Source organism: Streptomyces lycii, assembly GCF_009735685.1.
GTDB lineage: Bacteria > Actinomycetota > Actinomycetes > Streptomycetales > Streptomycetaceae > Streptomyces > Streptomyces lycii.
Map to the genome: position 1 here is coordinate 1 of NZ_WHPN01000022.1, position 14660 is coordinate 14660.

At 72.6% G+C, this 14660-nt stretch carries 14 protein-coding genes; 8 read left to right on the forward strand and 6 right to left on the reverse strand.

What is annotated here, in order from left to right:
- A partial coding sequence (locus GCU69_RS00875) for a DUF2510 domain-containing protein (protein ID WP_156204850.1) occupies positions 1–616 on the reverse strand: 616 nt, incomplete at its 3' end.
- A 331-nt stretch (positions 617–947) separates the two neighbouring features.
- Here GCU69_RS00875 and GCU69_RS00880 point away from each other — a divergent pair.
- Complete coding sequence (locus GCU69_RS00880; RefSeq protein ID WP_156204851.1) at positions 948–1388, forward strand: SsgA family sporulation/cell division regulator; 441 nt, start codon at positions 948–950, stop codon at positions 1386–1388.
- Positions 1389–1536: 148 nt separating this feature from the next.
- Here the strand turns inward: GCU69_RS00880 and GCU69_RS00885 are convergent, their stop codons facing one another.
- A complete protein-coding gene (locus GCU69_RS00885) occupies positions 1537–2904 on the reverse strand; it encodes an FAD-binding oxidoreductase (RefSeq protein WP_156204852.1) in 1368 nt (455 codons plus the stop codon).
- Between the two features lie 98 nt (positions 2905–3002).
- A complete protein-coding gene (hppD, locus tag GCU69_RS00890) occupies positions 3003–4175 on the reverse strand; it encodes a 4-hydroxyphenylpyruvate dioxygenase (RefSeq protein WP_098752102.1) in 1173 nt (390 codons plus the stop codon).
- Positions 4176–4296: 121 nt separating this feature from the next.
- Here hppD and GCU69_RS00895 point away from each other — a divergent pair, with 121 nt between their 5' ends.
- From GCU69_RS00895 to GCU69_RS00915, 5 genes are all read left to right on the forward strand, one after another.
- Positions 4297–4767: an Lrp/AsnC family transcriptional regulator gene (locus GCU69_RS00895; RefSeq protein WP_098752103.1), complete on the forward strand. Its 471-nt coding sequence runs from the start codon at positions 4297–4299 to the stop codon at positions 4765–4767.
- 61 nt (positions 4768–4828) lie between these two features.
- Complete coding sequence (locus tag GCU69_RS00900) at positions 4829–5476, forward strand: ABC transporter permease (RefSeq protein ID WP_098752104.1); 648 nt, start codon at positions 4829–4831, stop codon at positions 5474–5476.
- Complete coding sequence (locus GCU69_RS00905; protein ID WP_098752105.1) at positions 5469–6827, forward strand: betaine/proline/choline family ABC transporter ATP-binding protein; 1359 nt, start codon at positions 5469–5471, stop codon at positions 6825–6827. Before GCU69_RS00900 ends, GCU69_RS00905 begins: the two co-directional genes overlap by 8 nt.
- A complete protein-coding gene (locus GCU69_RS00910) occupies positions 6824–7654 on the forward strand; it encodes an ABC transporter permease (protein ID WP_156204853.1) in 831 nt (276 codons plus the stop codon). Before GCU69_RS00905 ends, GCU69_RS00910 begins: the two co-directional genes overlap by 4 nt.
- A 2-nt stretch (positions 7655–7656) precedes the next feature.
- A complete protein-coding gene (locus GCU69_RS00915; protein WP_098752107.1) occupies positions 7657–8700 on the forward strand; it encodes a glycine betaine ABC transporter substrate-binding protein in 1044 nt (347 codons plus the stop codon).
- Positions 8701–8827: 127 nt separating this feature from the next.
- On the opposite strand, the gene GCU69_RS00920 is transcribed toward GCU69_RS00915, so the two are convergent.
- On the reverse strand, positions 8828–10129 hold the full coding sequence (locus tag GCU69_RS00920) for an FAD-dependent oxidoreductase (protein ID WP_218037887.1): 1302 nt from the start codon (positions 10127–10129) through the stop codon (positions 8828–8830).
- Between the two features lie 92 nt (positions 10130–10221).
- Here GCU69_RS00920 and GCU69_RS00925 point away from each other — a divergent pair, with 92 nt between their 5' ends.
- Positions 10222–11226 carry a helix-turn-helix transcriptional regulator gene (locus GCU69_RS00925; RefSeq protein ID WP_098752108.1) on the forward strand — a complete coding sequence of 335 codons (1005 nt, stop codon included), beginning with the start codon at positions 10222–10224 and terminating at the stop codon, positions 11224–11226.
- A gap of 113 nt (positions 11227–11339) precedes the next feature.
- Here the strand turns inward: GCU69_RS00925 and GCU69_RS00930 are convergent, their stop codons facing one another.
- Both GCU69_RS00930 and GCU69_RS00935 read right to left on the reverse strand, forming a co-directional pair.
- Positions 11340–12128 carry a S16 family serine protease gene (locus GCU69_RS00930; protein WP_098752109.1) on the reverse strand — a complete coding sequence of 263 codons (789 nt, stop codon included), beginning with the start codon at positions 12126–12128 and terminating at the stop codon, positions 11340–11342.
- A 570-nt stretch (positions 12129–12698) separates the two neighbouring features.
- A complete protein-coding gene (locus GCU69_RS00935) occupies positions 12699–13340 on the reverse strand; it encodes an IclR family transcriptional regulator (protein ID WP_098752113.1) in 642 nt (213 codons plus the stop codon).
- A 347-nt stretch (positions 13341–13687) separates the two neighbouring features.
- Between GCU69_RS00935 and GCU69_RS00940 the strand changes: the two genes are divergently transcribed.
- On the forward strand, positions 13688–14491 hold the full coding sequence (locus GCU69_RS00940; RefSeq protein WP_098752114.1) for an alpha/beta fold hydrolase: 804 nt from the start codon (positions 13688–13690) through the stop codon (positions 14489–14491).
- Positions 14492–14660 lie beyond the last annotated feature (169 nt).

Sequence of the window (14660 nt, forward strand, 5' to 3'; positions counted from 1 at the left end):
CGGGGCCGTCCGACGTGGCGTCCGCCGGGCCGGACTGCTCGTCCCGCGCGGCCGGGGACGCCGCGTCCGCCGGCGAGCCCCACGAGACGCGGCGGTCACCGTCGCTGCCGAACCCGCTCTGCCGGGAGCTGTCCGCCTGCCAGGAGGCGGCCGGCCCGGGCGCCTGGCCGTGCAAGCGGCGCGGATCGTCCCAGTCGGCGACCGGCTGCGCGCCGGGCACGTCCATCTCGCCGCGGGGGCGCAGCCTCGGGAGCCCGTCACCGCCGCTCCCGCCGTCCCGGCCGGACGCGTCCGGGCCGTCGCCGCCCCGCTCCGGGCCCTCGTCCCGGTCCGCGTCGTTCCCGGCGCCGGGGCCGGTCTGCACCGGGCCTTCCGGGTCCTCGTCGAGGAACACCGGGCCGGTCTCCTCCTGGGGCGCGGGCCCGTCGGACGCCGCGGCGGACCCGCTCCCGGGCGGAGGCCCCGGCAGGGCCTCTCCGTCGTCCGGGGCCCGGCGACTGGTGCCCGGAACCCAGGAGGCGCCGTTCCAGTACCGGATGTAGCCCGGGATGGAGGGGTCGGGGTAGTAGCCCGGGGCGGGGCTGCCGTCGGCGGATCCTGAGGTTGGGGCGCTCATTGTCCGTGGTCCCGTATCTGCTCGGCCGTTGCTGTGCGGTGGTGATTCTTGCGCAATGTGCGCGCCCGTGCGGTGTGGTGTGCGTCGCTCCGGGGGCGCGTGTTCAGGGCGCGTGCCCCCGGGCGCAGGGTCCACATCTACCAGAACCGGGGCCTGACCGGGGCTGTCCCGGGCCATGCCCCCTCTTTCGCGTGTGTGTGCAGACGAACACCGGCCTCCCGGATGACATCTTCGAGAGTTTTTGGGAAGTCGCGTAATGAACGGTGAGGAACGGGCTCCCAATCACGGAGGTCCGCACCGGGCCGCCGCACCGAGGAAAGGACGGCAGTTCATGCACACCGTGGTGGAACGAGAGCTGGAGATCGGGCTGGTGCTCTCGCCGGAGCGCAGTATCCCCGTACCCGCCAGGCTGGCCTACCGCACGAACGACCCGTACGCCGTGCACATCACCTTCCACATCGGTTCCGACGCCCCCGTCCACTGGACGTTCGCCCGGGAACTCCTCATCGAGGGCGTCTTCCGGCCGACCGGGGAGGGTGACGTCCGGGTGTGGCCGGTGAAGGCCGAGGGGCGCGGCGCCATCCGGATCGGGCTCAACTCGCCCGACGGGAACGCCCTGCTGGACGTGCCGTCCGCGCCGGTGTCCGCGTGGCTGGAGCGCACCCTGCGGGTGGTGCCGCCGGGCACGGAGCACGAACTGGTGCCCGTGGACGCCGCGTTGACGGCGCTGCTGGCGGTGGCACCGTCCGACGACACCCCCGACGGGACATGACGCGCCCGGCGGCGCGCGGAGTCCGGCCGGCGCCGGGTCCCGCCGGGGTGCCGTGCTGGGAGCGGAGGCTCAGCACGGCGCGCCGCCCGGCACCGGCCGGGGGCCGGGCGGCGGGGCGCGCCGGAGCGCGCTGAGGGGTCCGGCGGAGTCAGAAGAGCTTGCCCGGGTTGAGCAGGCCGTGCGGGTCGAAGACGCGCTTGATGTCGCGCTGGAGTTCCAGCGCGTCGGGGCCGAGTTCCCGGGCGAGCCACTCCTTCTTGAGGACGCCCACGCCGTGCTCGCCGGTGATGGTGCCGCCGAGTTCGAGGCCGAGAGCCATGATCTCGTCGAAGGACTCGCGGGCGCGGCGTGACTCGTCCTCGTCGGCCGGGTCGAAGCAGACGACGGGGTGGGTGTTGCCGTCACCGGCGTGGGCGCACACCCCGATGACCAGGTCGTGCTTGTCCGCGATGGCCGCGGTGCCGTCGATGAGCTGCCCGAGCTTGGAGCGGGGTACGCAGACGTCGTCGATCATCGTGGCCGACTTGACGGCCTCCATCGCGACGAGCGCCAGCCGCCGGGCCTCGAGCAGGAGTTCGGACTCGGCCGGGTCGGAGGCGGGCACCACCTCGGTGGCCCCGGCCGCCCGGCAGAGTTCGCCGACCGCGGCGAGGTCGGCCGCGGGCTCCGGGGTGTCGAAGGCGGCCAGGAGCAGCGCCTCGGTGGTCTCGGGCAGGCCCATCCTGGCCATGTCGTTGACCGCGCGGAGGGTGGTGCGGTCCATGATCTCCAGCAGCGAGGGCGCCAGTCCGCCGGCCATGATCTCGCAGACGGCGTCGCAGGCGGCGGCCGTGGAGGGGAACTCGGCGGCGAGGGCGAGCTGCTGCGGCGGGTGCGGCTTGAGGGCGAGCACGGCGCGCACCACGATGCCGAGGCTGCCCTCGGAGCCGACGAACAGCCGGGTGAGGTCGTAGCCCGCGACGCCCTTGGCGGTGGACCGTCCGGTGCGCAGCAGCCGGCCGTCGGCGAGGACGACGTCGAGCCCGAGGACGTATTCCGCGGTGACGCCGTACTTGACGCAGCACAGACCGCCGGAGCCGGTGCCGATGTTGCCGCCGATGGTGCACATCTCCCAGCTGGAGGGGTCCGGCGGGTAGGAGAGGCCCTGTTCGGCGACGGCGCGGGAGAGGGTGGCGTTGACGACGCCCGGTTCGACCACGGCGATCCGGTCGACGGGGTTGATCTCGAGGATGGCGTCCATCTTGACGAGGGAGAGGACGACGCAGCCCTCGGAGGCGTTGGCCGCGCCGGAGAGTCCGGAGCGGGCGCCCTGCGGGACGACGGGCACGCGGAGTTCGGTGGCGGTGCGCATGACGTGCTGCACCTGTTCGACGGTGCGCGGCAGGACGACGACGGCGGGGGTGCCGGCCGGGCAGAAACTCGCCATGTCGTGGGCGTAGCCGGCGGTGACGTCGGGGTCGGTCAGCAGGGCTTCGTCGGGGATTCCTTCACGCAGCAGTTCGATCAGGCGGCTCATGCATCCCACACTGACAGCGGGCCGCCCGGCTGGGAAGGCCTCTCACCTGGGAGGCTTCCCGGCCGGGCGGCCGTGTGCGGGGGGTGGGGCGGTGGCTGTCAGAGATTGCCGCGCTTGGCCTGTTCGCGCTCGATGGCCTCGAAGAGCGCCTTGAAGTTGCCCTTGCCGAAGCCCATGGAGCCGTGCCGCTCGATCAGCTCGAAGAAGACGGTCGGGCGGTCCTGGACCGGCTTGGTGAAGATCTGGAGCAGATAGCCGTCCTCGTCCCGGTCGACGAGGATCTTCAGCTCGCGCAGCGTCTCCACGGGGACCCGGGTCTCGCCGGCCCACTCGCCGAGGGTGTCGTAGTACGAGTCGGGGGTGTCCAGGAACTGCACCCCGGCGGCGCGCATCGTGCGGACGGTGGCGACGATGTCGTTCGTGGCCAGCGCGATGTGCTGGACACCCGCCCCGCCGTAGAACTCCAGATACTCGTCGATCTGGGACTTCTTCTGCGCGACGGCCGGCTCGTTGATCGGGAACTTCACCTTGAGGGTGCCGTCGGCCACGACCTTCGACATCAGCGCGGAGTACTCGGTGGCGATGTCGTCGCCGACGAACTCCTTCATGTTGGTGAAGCCCATGACCTTGTTGTAGAAGCCGACCCACTCGTTCATCCGGCCGAGTTCGACGTTGCCGACGCAGTGGTCGATGGCCTGGAAGGTCCTCCCCCAGCCTTCGGCCGGGAGGTGCCCCCAGGCGGGCGGTTCGACGATGGGCTCGGCGGCGACGTAGCCGGGGAGGTACGGGCCGCTGTAGCGGCCGCGTTCGACGAGGGTGTGCCGGGTCTCGCCGTAGGTGGCGATGGCGGCGAGGACGACGGTGCCGTGCTCGTCGGTGACCTCGTGCGGCTCCGTGAGGCCCGTGGCACCGTGCTCGACGGCGTAGGCGTAGGCGGCGCGGGCGTCCGGGACCTCGATGGCGAGGTCGATGACGCCGTCGCCGTGGGCGGCGACGTGTTCGGCGAGGAACCGTCCGTGGTCGGTGACGGGCTTGATGACGCTGGTGAACACGAAGCGGGCGGCGCCCGACTCCAGGACGTAAGCGGCGGTCTCGCGGCTGCCGTTCTCCGGTCCGGAGTAGGCGACGCGCTTCATGCCGAAGGCGGTGGAGTAGTAGTGCGCGGCCTGCTTGGCGTTGCCCACGGCGAAGACGACCGCGTCCATCCCCTTCACGGGAAACGGATCGGCGTCTCGCGCCGTGCCGGGGGTGTGGTTCATCGTCTCAGTCATGTCGCCAGGCTCCACCCGGTTCACAAGGTGCGCAATAGTTCGTGTATCCACTGGACAACCTGCACACCGCACGGCCGAGGCTGCCGGTCGATGTGCACAAAGTGACCACCGGGAGGACGGCGTGGGGATCGACGAGCTGGACGGCCGGCTGCTGGAGCTGCTCGCGGAGGAGCCGCGGATCGGTGTGCTGGAGGCGTCGCGCCGGCTGGGGGTGGCGCGCGGGACGGCGCAGGCGCGGCTGGACCGGCTGCGGACCAAAGGGGTGATCCGGGGGTTCGGGCCGGACGTCGACCCGGCGGCGCTCGGCTATCCGGTCACGGCGTTCGCGACGCTGGAGATCAAGCAGGGGCAGGGGGCCGATGTCAGGGCGCACTTGGCGGGCGTACCGGAGGTGCTGGAGCTGCACACCATCACCGGGCAGGGCGACATGCTCGTGCGGCTGGTGGCGCGCTCGAACGCCGATCTCCAACGGGTGATCGACCGGGTTGTGGGATTTGATGGGATCATGCGCGCTTCGACGGCGATCGTCATGGAAAATCCGGTTCCGCTCCGTGTGGTCCCGCTGGTGCGGCAGGCGGCCGGTGACCTGTAGGTAATCAACTCGTAATGGTCTGACCAGCATAAAAGCGAGTGGATGGGTAGGGAGCGTTCTCGTGAACTTCTGGGAGTACCTCGGCAACCGTCATCAGCAGCTGCTGGCCGACGCCTTTCAGCACGCGAGCGCCGTCTTCCAATGCATGGTGATCGCCACCCTGCTGGGCGTCCTCATCGGCGTGCTGACCTACCGGAGGGAGTGGGCCGGCAATCTCGCCATCACGAGCACGGCGACGATCCTCACCGTCCCCTCCCTGGCCCTCATCGGCCTGCTGATCCCCGTCCTCGGGCTGGGCGTGGCACCGACCGTGACGGCCCTCGTGCTGTACGGCCTGCTGCCCATCACCCGGAACGCGGTCGTCGGACTGCGCGGGGTCGACCCGACGCTGGTCGACGCGGCGAAGGGCATCGGCATGTCGCGCGCCGCCCGGCTGCTGCGGGTCGAGCTGCCGCTGGCCTGGCCGCCGATCCTCACCGGCATCCGGGTCGCCACCCAGATGCTGATGGGCATCGCCGCCATCGCCGCGTTCGCCTCCGGCCCCGGGCTGGGCAACCAGATCTTCCGCGGAATTTCGAGCCTGGGCAGCTCCAACGCCCTCAACGAGGTGCTGTCCGGAACCCTCGGGATCGTGATTCTCGCTCTGCTGTTCGACGCCGTGTACGTCCTGATCGGACGCCTGACCATCTCGAGGGGTATCCGTGCCTGAGACCCAACCGCCGACGGCCGCCGCCGCGGGCCCTGCCGCCGACGCGGGCCCTGCCGCCGGCGCCGCCCCCGTCACCGGGGCCACCATCCAGCTGGAGAACCTCAGCAAGCGCTACCACGGCAGCGCCCTGCCCGCCGTCGACTCCGTGAACATGGAGATCGGCGCGGGCGAACTGGTCGTCTTCGTCGGCCCCTCCGGCTGCGGCAAGAGCACCCTGCTCAAGATGATCAACCGGCTGATCGAGCCGACCTCCGGCCGCATCCGGATCGGCGGCGAGGACGTCACCCGCATCGACCCGGTGAAGCTGCGCCGCAAGGTCGGTTACGCCATCCAGGCCTCCGGCCTCTTCCCGCACATGACGGTCGGCGACAACATCGGCCTCGTACCGAAGATGATCGGCTGGTCGAAGACGAAGGTGAAGGACCGGGTCGAGGAGATGCTCGACCTCGTCGGGCTGGACCCCAAGGAGTTCCACGGCCGGTACCCCCGGCAGCTCTCCGGCGGACAGCAGCAGCGGGTCGGCGTGGCCCGGGCACTGGCCGCCGACCCGCCCGTGCTGCTGATGGACGAGCCGTTCGGCGCGGTCGACCCGATCACCCGGGACCACCTCCAGGACGAGCTGATCCGGCTCCAGCGCGAGCTGCACAAGACGATCGTGTTCGTCACCCACGACTTCGACGAGGCGGTCAAGCTCGGCGACCGGATCGTGGTGCTGCGCGAGCAGTCGCACATCGCCCAGTTCGACACCCCCGAGGCGATCCTCACCAACCCCAGCGACGACTTCGTCTCCGGCTTCGTCGGCGCGGGCGCCGCGCTCAAGCGGCTCAACCTCACCCGGGTGCGGGACGTGGGCATCGCCGACTTCCCCACCGTCTCCGTCGACGACCCGCTCCAGTCCATCTTCGACCGGCTGCGCGCCGGGACGCACAGCGAACTGCTGCTGCTCGACCGCAAGGGCCGCCCGTACAAGTGGCTGCGGCGCGGCGACCTGATGCGGGCCAAGGGCTCCCTCGCCCGCGCGGGGACGCTCGTCGGCGACTACGTCACCCGGGACGCCACGCTGCGGGACGCGCTGGAGGCGGTGCTCACCGACAGCTCGGGCCGGGTCGCCGTCACCGGGCGGCGCGGCGAGTACATCGGCGTGGTCGACATGGAGACGCTCATGAACTCCGTGCACGAGCTGCTGGAGGAGGACCGGCTCTCGGCCATGGAGGCGCAGCACGAACTCGAGGAGACCCGGGCCCAGCAGACGCATCTCGCCCAGGAGGGCGGCGCGGCGGCCGGGCCGGTGCCGGAGAACGGCGCGGGCAGCTCCGTCGCCGGCGGCGGCGGACGGCTGGAGGGCAAGTGAGCCTGCGCGCGTACGAGTCGGAACAGGAGGACCGGGCCGGCGAGGAGACCGAGCGGACGGAGGTCGCCCCGTCGCGGCCCCCGTCCCGGGTGACCTGGCAGAAGCTGGTGACGATCCCCGTGGTGATCGTCGTGATCCTCGCCCTCACCTATCTGTGGCTGAGCAACGCCGACCTGGACGCCGTCTCGGAGAACGCCCTCGCGGGCAGCACGGTCCGGGACGCCCTGTGGGCCCATGTCGAGCTGACCGCGATCTCCACCTTCTTCGTGCTGATCATCGCGATCCCGCTGGGCATCCTGCTGACCCGCGGTGTGCTGCGCCGCGCTTCTCCCCCGGTGATGGCGCTGGCCAACATCGGCCAGGCCACCCCGGCCCTGGGGCTGCTGGCGCTGCTGGTGATCTGGCTGGGCATCGGCCGCCGCGCCGCGCTCATCGGCATCATCGCCTACGCGGTGCTGCCCGTGCTCAGCAACACCATCGCCGGGCTGCGTGCCATCGACCCGACGCTGGTGGACGCGGCACGGGGCATCGGGATGTCCCCGGCCGGGGTGCTGCTGCGGGTCGAGCTGCCGCTCGCCGTGCCGCTGATCCTCGCCGGCGTGCGCACCGCCCTGGTGCTGAACGTCGGCACGGCCACCCTCGCCACGTTCGGCGGCGGCGGCGGGCTCGGCGACCTGATCGCCGTGGGGATCACCAACCAGCGGATGCCGGTGCTGATGCTGGGATCCGTACTGACCGTGGCGCTGGCCCTGCTCGTGGACTGGCTGGCCTCGCTGGCCGAGCTGCTGCTGCGGCCGCGCGGTCTGGAAGCAGGTGGGGAGAAGTGAGGATGCGCCACAAGGGGCGGAACGCGGCTGCCCGGACCGCACGCACGGCACGGGCCGCACGCACGGTACGGGCGCGGCGCGCGGCCCGTGCCGCGGGAGGCGCCGCGCTGGCCGGGCTGCTGCTCGCCGGCTGCGGTCTGACCAGCGGCAGCCCGATGGTGGACGAGGTCGAGCCGGGCTCGATCGGCCGGGGCGAGCCGCTGGAGGGCGCCAAGCTCACGGTGACGTCCAAGCAGTTCACCGAGCAGATCATCCTGGGCCAGATCCTCGGCCTGGCCTTCAAGGCGGCCGGCGCGGAGGTGCTGGACCGCACCAACATCCAGGGCTCGATCGGCTCCCGCGAGGCGGTACGGACCGGGGCGGCGGACGCCGGGTTCGAGTACACCGGCACCGCCTGGATCACGTACCTCGGCCACACGAAGCCCATCGTGGACCCGCAGGAGCAGTGGGAGGCGGTGCGCGACGAGGACCGCGCCAACGGCCTGACCTGGCTGCCGCCCGCCGAGCTGGACAACACGTACGCCTTCGCGACGACCCCGGCCACCGCGGAGAAGTACGGCCTGGAGACGATCTCCGACGTCGCGGAGCTGGCGAAGAACAACCCGGACGCGGCCACCTTCTGCGTCGAGGGCGAGTTCGCGGTCCGCGAGGACGGCTTGCCCGGTCTGCTGGAGAAGTACGACTTCACCGTCCCCCGCGGCAATCTGCGGAAGATGGACAGCGGCATCGTCTACACCCAGGTCAACGCGGGCAAGGCGTGCAACATCGGCGAGGTCTACACGACGGACGGCCGGATTCCGGAGCTGGGGCTGAAGGTCCTGGAGGACGACCGCGCCTTCTTCCCGAACTACAACGCCGCCCCGATGATCAACACCGAGACGCTGGAGGAGCACCCGGAGATCCGGAAGGTGCTGGAGCCGATCACCGCGAAGCTGACCACCGAACTGGCGCAGAAGCTCAACGCCCGGGTCGACGTGGACGGCGAGGACCCGCACGAGGTCGCGAAGGACTGGCTGGTCGACGAGGGATTCATCACGGAGAAGTGATGGGTCCGGGGCGCCCGGAGCGGACGGCTCCGGGCGCCCCGGAGGTCTCCGTACGGGGCGCGGCGCCCGGGACGGGTTCGGCGCGCCCCGTACGGGGGTTCGGCGGCTGCTCGTCGGCCGGCCGTGCTCAGCGGTACGTATCGCGACCCGGCCGCGCGGCCCGCACCGGCGCCGGCGCCGGCCGTCCATGCCGCAGCCGGGCGGCGGCGGCCAGGATCGGGGTGGTCACGGCGGTAGCGGCAGCGCCGAGCGCGGTGTCGGTCGCCAGCACCAGGCGGACCGTTCTCATGGCGAGGGTGAGGACCTCGCTGCCGCGGCGGCGCATGCCTGCCTCGAACCGGTGCACAGCCTCGGCCGGCGTGGTGCCGCCGTCAGCGACGTCCCCCAGGTGCCGGAGCAGGGCGGCAGCGTCACGGATGGCCGCGCCGGCCCCCATTCCGGCGGTGGGCGGTGTCGCATGGACGGCGTCGCCGAGCGCGGTGATCCGGCCGGCGGGCCAGGGCGCGAGTTCGGCGGCGCGGGTCGAGGCGGCATTGAAGCGGTACGCCGCCACGCTGTGCGGGTCCGCGCGGGCCATGACCTCCAGGGTGCGCTCGGCCCAGCCCCGCTCGCGGAACCGTTCGAGCACCGCGGCCTGCAACGCGCCGGCGCGCAGTGCGCGCAGGGAGTCGGTCGCGGCGGATTCGGGGAGCATGGCGCCCCAGATGTAGGTGGGGCCGGTGGTGACGGACATCCGCAGCTCGGGGGCGTCGAGCACGGCGTTGCCGACCGGGTCGAGGAAGCCGACGTACAACGCCGCCCCCCGCGGTCCCACCGCCAGCCCTGATCGTTTTCCGAGCCGTTGCTGTTCACCGGGGCTCAGGTCCCGGCGGAGGGTACGGCCGGAGAAGCCGATGATGCCCGCCGGACTGTTGGTCGGGCCTCCCGCCAGGTGCCGGGCGACCACGGAGTGGGGGCCGTCCGCGCCCACCACCAGATCGGCCGGGACCGGTTCGGCCTCGGTGAACAGCACGCGCGGGGTGCCATCGCCGCCCAGGCCGACTTCGGAGACGGTCCTCCCCAGATGCAGGTCGTCGCCGACCGCCTCGGCCAGCAGTCCGCGCAGGGTGATGCGGTCGATGTCGATGCCGGGGTGGCCGGAGAGATCGGGACCGCGGCCGAGCAGCCGGCCGCGACGGTCCCAGAACGCGTCGCGGTCGCGCAGGCGCAGCGCCGAGGCCGACGCCAGGAGCCGCCGCATGATCTCCGGCGCCACCAGCTCACGCAGCGCCGACTGGGCCCGGTCGTCCAGGGTGATGTGGTAGCCCCCGGTCGCCGCCACGTCCTTGTCGCGGTCGAACACCGCCACCTCGAGCCCCCGGCGGCGCAACCCCGCCCCCAGCGCGAGTCCACCGATCCCGCCACCGACCACGACCACCCGCATGACCATGCGCCCTCTTCCGTCACTGTTCGCTTGCACAGGCCCTCCACCGTGACACCGGTAGTGGACATCGAGTGGCCACCACCGGTCATGATGGAAGGATGGCGAACACCTCACGACGGGCCTTGCGGCTCTTGTCCCTGTTCGGATCGCGCCGCCAGTGGCCCCTGCGCGAGTTCGCCACCGCGCTCGGGGTCAGCGAGCGCACCGTCCGCCGTGACATCGAGACGCTGCGCGAACTCGGGTACCCGATCACCACCGTCCACGGGCCCGAGGGCGGTTACCGGCTCGGTGCGGGGCACACCCTCCCGCCGCTGCTTCTCGACCACGATCAGGCGCTGGCGGTCGCGGTGGCCCTCCAGACCGCCCCCAGCACGGTGTTCGGCCTGGGAGACGACGCGGCGCGGGCGCTGGTCACCCTGGAACAGGCCATGCCCGCCGCGCTGCGGGAAACCATGAAAACCCTGCGCCTGACCAGGCTGCAGAACTACTGGGAGTTCCCGGCACCCCCCATCGACTCCGCCGCGCTCACCGCCGTGGGAGCCGCGGTGAGCCACCGGCACGTACTCGTCACCGAAACGCTGCGCGCCGACGGCTCACGCCCCGTCTCCGGGGACGACGACTTCCTGCCCGCCCGCCGCATCGAGCCGCACCATCTGGTCGTCTGGGCCGGCCGGTGGTACGTGGTCGCCTACGACCTCGGAGACGATCAGTGGCGCGTGCACCGGGTCGACCGGCTGCGCCCCCGACCCACGACACAGCTCTTCAGCCCGCGCGGGCTCCCCCACGACGATCTCGCTCGCTTCGTCATGAGCAGTCACGACCGCGGTGACACCGCCGCCGCCTGGCCGTGCACCGGCAGCGCCCGACTCCGCCTGCCGGCCGGCGTCGTGGCCCGCTTCGCGCCGGGGGGCTCGGTCGTCGAACACCTCGACACCGAGCACTGCCGGCTCACCCTCGGCGCCTGGTCCTGGGCCGGTGTCGCCGGAATCCTCGCCACCTTCGACACCGGACTCACCGAGCTTCACCCGCCCGAACTCGCCCGCGCATGCCGACGCATGGGCCGCCGCTTGGCCGCCGTCGCGGACACGGAAGAAAGACCGTAGCCCTCTCTCGTGCACGGTCCGCTGCCCGAGCAGGATCCGCGGCCCGAGCAGGATCAGTCCCTTGGCGCCGGCCCGCCGCCCCGTTGCTCACCGGGACCGGGGCAGCGGGCGCTTCAGCAGGCGGGCACCTCGCCGCCGTGCTCCAGCGCCTTCAGCGCGGCCACCGCGCCGTCGAGGGTCTTCACCGGGATCAGCCGCAGCCCCTTCGGCAGCTCCGTCCGGGCGTCCGCGCACTCCGCCGCCGGCACCAGGAAGACGGAGGCGCCGTCCCGCTTCGCCGCCTGGGTCTTCAGGGGCACGCCGCCGACCGGGCCGACCTCGCCGCCGGCCGTGATCGTGCCGGTGCCCGCGATGGTCCGGCCGCCGGTGAGGTCACCGCCGCTGCCGTCGCCGGCGAGCTTGTCGACGATGCCGAGCGCGAACATCAGGCCCGCGCTGGGGCCGCCAACGTCGTCCAGCCGCAGTTCCACCTCGACGCCGTCCGGGGAGCGGCCCAGGCTGCCGAGCGCCGCCGAGACGGCCGTGGACTGCGACTTCCGCATCTCGGCGGCGTTGTGCCGCTCGATCTCGGCGGGGTTGTCACCGACCGGGTAGACGGCGTCGCGCGGCATCACCGCGCGGTCGGTGCGGAACCAGCCGTCGATCACGTCGTCCAGTCCGATGTCCGCCGCCGGGTCGGTCGCGGCGATCGTCGTCATCCGCAGCTCACCGGAGGTCTTCCGGGTCTCGGCCCCGGACACGGTGATCACCGGCTCGCCCTTCTTGCTGCCGAGCACGTCCGCCGTCAGGCCCGGCTGGGCGAGCGAGAACGGCAGCGGGGCGAACACCGCCGCCGCCAGCAGGGCGGCGACGGGCACCGCGCAGGCGGCGAGTGTACGGGCGCGGCTGGTGACGGCAGGCATGGGGTGAATCTAGCCGACGGCGGTCCCCCGGAACGCAGGCCGGGTCACCACCCGGCCAAGCTCCCCGGCCCCGGCATCCGGACATCCGGGCACCGGCGTCCCGGCACCGGAGCACCGGCGTCCCGGCACCGGACGGCTCCGCCGCGCACGCCCTCCGCCGGCCCGCTCGTTGCCGTCGAGCGGACGTTCCCGTCGAGCGCAGGTTCCCCCTGGAGCGCACGTTCCGCAGGCCGTACGGGGCGTACGTTCCCGTGGGCACGCGCGTCCCGTCGACGCCAGGCACCCCGTCGGTGCGCCACACGGCCCGCCCGGGCCGGCCCCTCAGGTCTCAGGGCCGAGATCTCGTCCCCGGACCCCGGACCCCGGACCTCGGGGCCTACGGAGTCCTGGGCCGCCGACCTCGGGGCCTCGGGTCTCGGGGGCTCGGGCCGGGACACCCGGCATCGGCGCGAGTGCGTCCCCCGTCCCCGTCCCCCGCGCCGTACCCGCCCCTCGGCGTGCCGCATCAGCGCGGCGCGCCGACGCGGCACGTCAGCACGCGCGGCGGGCACGGCAGCGCGGCGCCGTCCGTCAGCGCAGCGCGTCCGAGACCTCGCGGGCCGCGTCCACGACCCGGGGTCCCACCCGCTCCGGTACGGAGTCCGCGAGCATCACCACGCCCACGCTGCCCTCGACCCCCGTCACGCCGAGCAGCGGTGCGGCGGCGCCGCTGGCGCCCGCCTCCAGCTCACCGTGCGTCAGCTCGTAACCGGGGTCGACGCCGGGGTTGTTGCGCGCGGCCAGGATGGCCCGGCCCGCCGCTCCCCGCTCCAGCGGATGCCGGAATCCGGCCCGGTAGGCGACGTGGTAGTCGGTCCAGGTCGGCTCGACGACGGCGACGGCGAGCGCCTCCGTGCCGTCGACCAGGGTGAGATGCGCGGTGGCCCCGATGTCCTCGGCCAGGGAGCGCAGCGCGGGCAGCGCGGCCTCCCGTACGAGCGGGTGCACCTGGCGGCCCAGCCGCAGCACGCCCAGTCCGACGCGGGCCCGTCCCCCGAGGTCCCGTCGTACGAGTGCGTGCTGCTCCAGTGTGGCCAGCAATCGATAGACCACTGTCCGGTTGACGCCGAGCTTGTTGGAAAGCTCCGTCACGGTCAGGCCGTGGTCGGTGTCGGCCAGCAGTTTGAGGACTCTCAGTCCTCGGTCGAGCGTTTGAGACGTCTCCGCGGTCACGACGCCCCCTCCTCGGGTGAGTGGCGGCGGCTTCTCACGGCAAGTGCGGTACCGGTCCCGGCGGCAACGCACGGAGAGGCCACCGGTCGCATGGCACCGGCTGCGCTCCGTGGCGGCACTGCCACGGGGCAAGTGACCGCACGTTACTGAGCTGTCCCGCTGAGCGGAAGGGGCCGTCCAGAATCCGGGCACACCCGTACCGGTTTGTCCCCTTCCGGTATCGCGATACGAACACTCCGGTGCCGTCCGGGCGGGCGTACCCGGGAAACGGGCCCCGGACGGGCCTCCGGCCGGGCCCGGCGGCGTACGGCTCGCCGGACCGACCGGCGGCTGGGAGGATTGCCCGTATGGACGTGCGCACCAGGAACAACGTCAGCGTCACCGGGCGCGACGACGGCCCGGTGGTGATGCTCGCCCACGGCTTCGGCTGCGACCAGAACCTGTGGCGTCTGGTGGCCCCGGTGCTCGCGGCGGAATGCCGGGTCGTCCTCTTCGACTACGTCGGCTCGGGCGCCTCGGACCCGGCCGCCTGGCGGGCGGAGCGCTACTCCACCCTCGACGGCTACACCCGGGACGTGCTGGAGATCTGCGAGGAACTGGACCTGCGGGACGTGGTCTTCGTGGGCCACTCGGTCAGCGCCATGGTCGGCGTGCTGGCGGCCGCCCGCGAACCGGAGCGGTTCGCGAAGCTGGTGCTGCTCACGCCGTCCCCGCGCTACATCGACGAGGGCGACTACCGCGGCGGGTTCAGCCGCGAGGACATCGAAGAGCTGCTGGAGTCGCTGGAGAGCAACTACCTCGGCTGGTCCGCGACCATGGCCCCGGTCATCATGGGCAACGCGGACCGCCCCGAGCTGGGCGAGGAGCTGACCAACAGCTTCTGCCGCACCGACCCGGAGATGGCACGCGTGTTCGCCCGTACCACCTTCCTCTCCGACAACCGCGCCGATCTGGAACGAGTCGCCGTGCCCACGCTGGTGATCGAGAGCGCCAGCGACGCCATCGCCCCGCGGGAGGTGGGTGCCTTCGTGCACGACCGGGTCGCCGGCAGCCGCCTGGTCACGCTCGACGCGTCCGGGCACTGCCCGCAGCTCAGCGCGCCCGACCAGACGGCCGAGGCCATCCTGGCGTACGCCACCGAGAAGAGCTGATGCGTCCCACCGGCGGCACACCCGGGCCGGACGAACCCGGAAGCGGCGGAGACGGCGACGCGCCGGGGAGCGGGCGAACGGCACCGGCCGGGGACGGCCCCGGCGCCCGGCAAGCGGCACGGCACCGGGGCCGCCCCCGCGCGGACCGCCCCGATAACCGGGCAGCCCC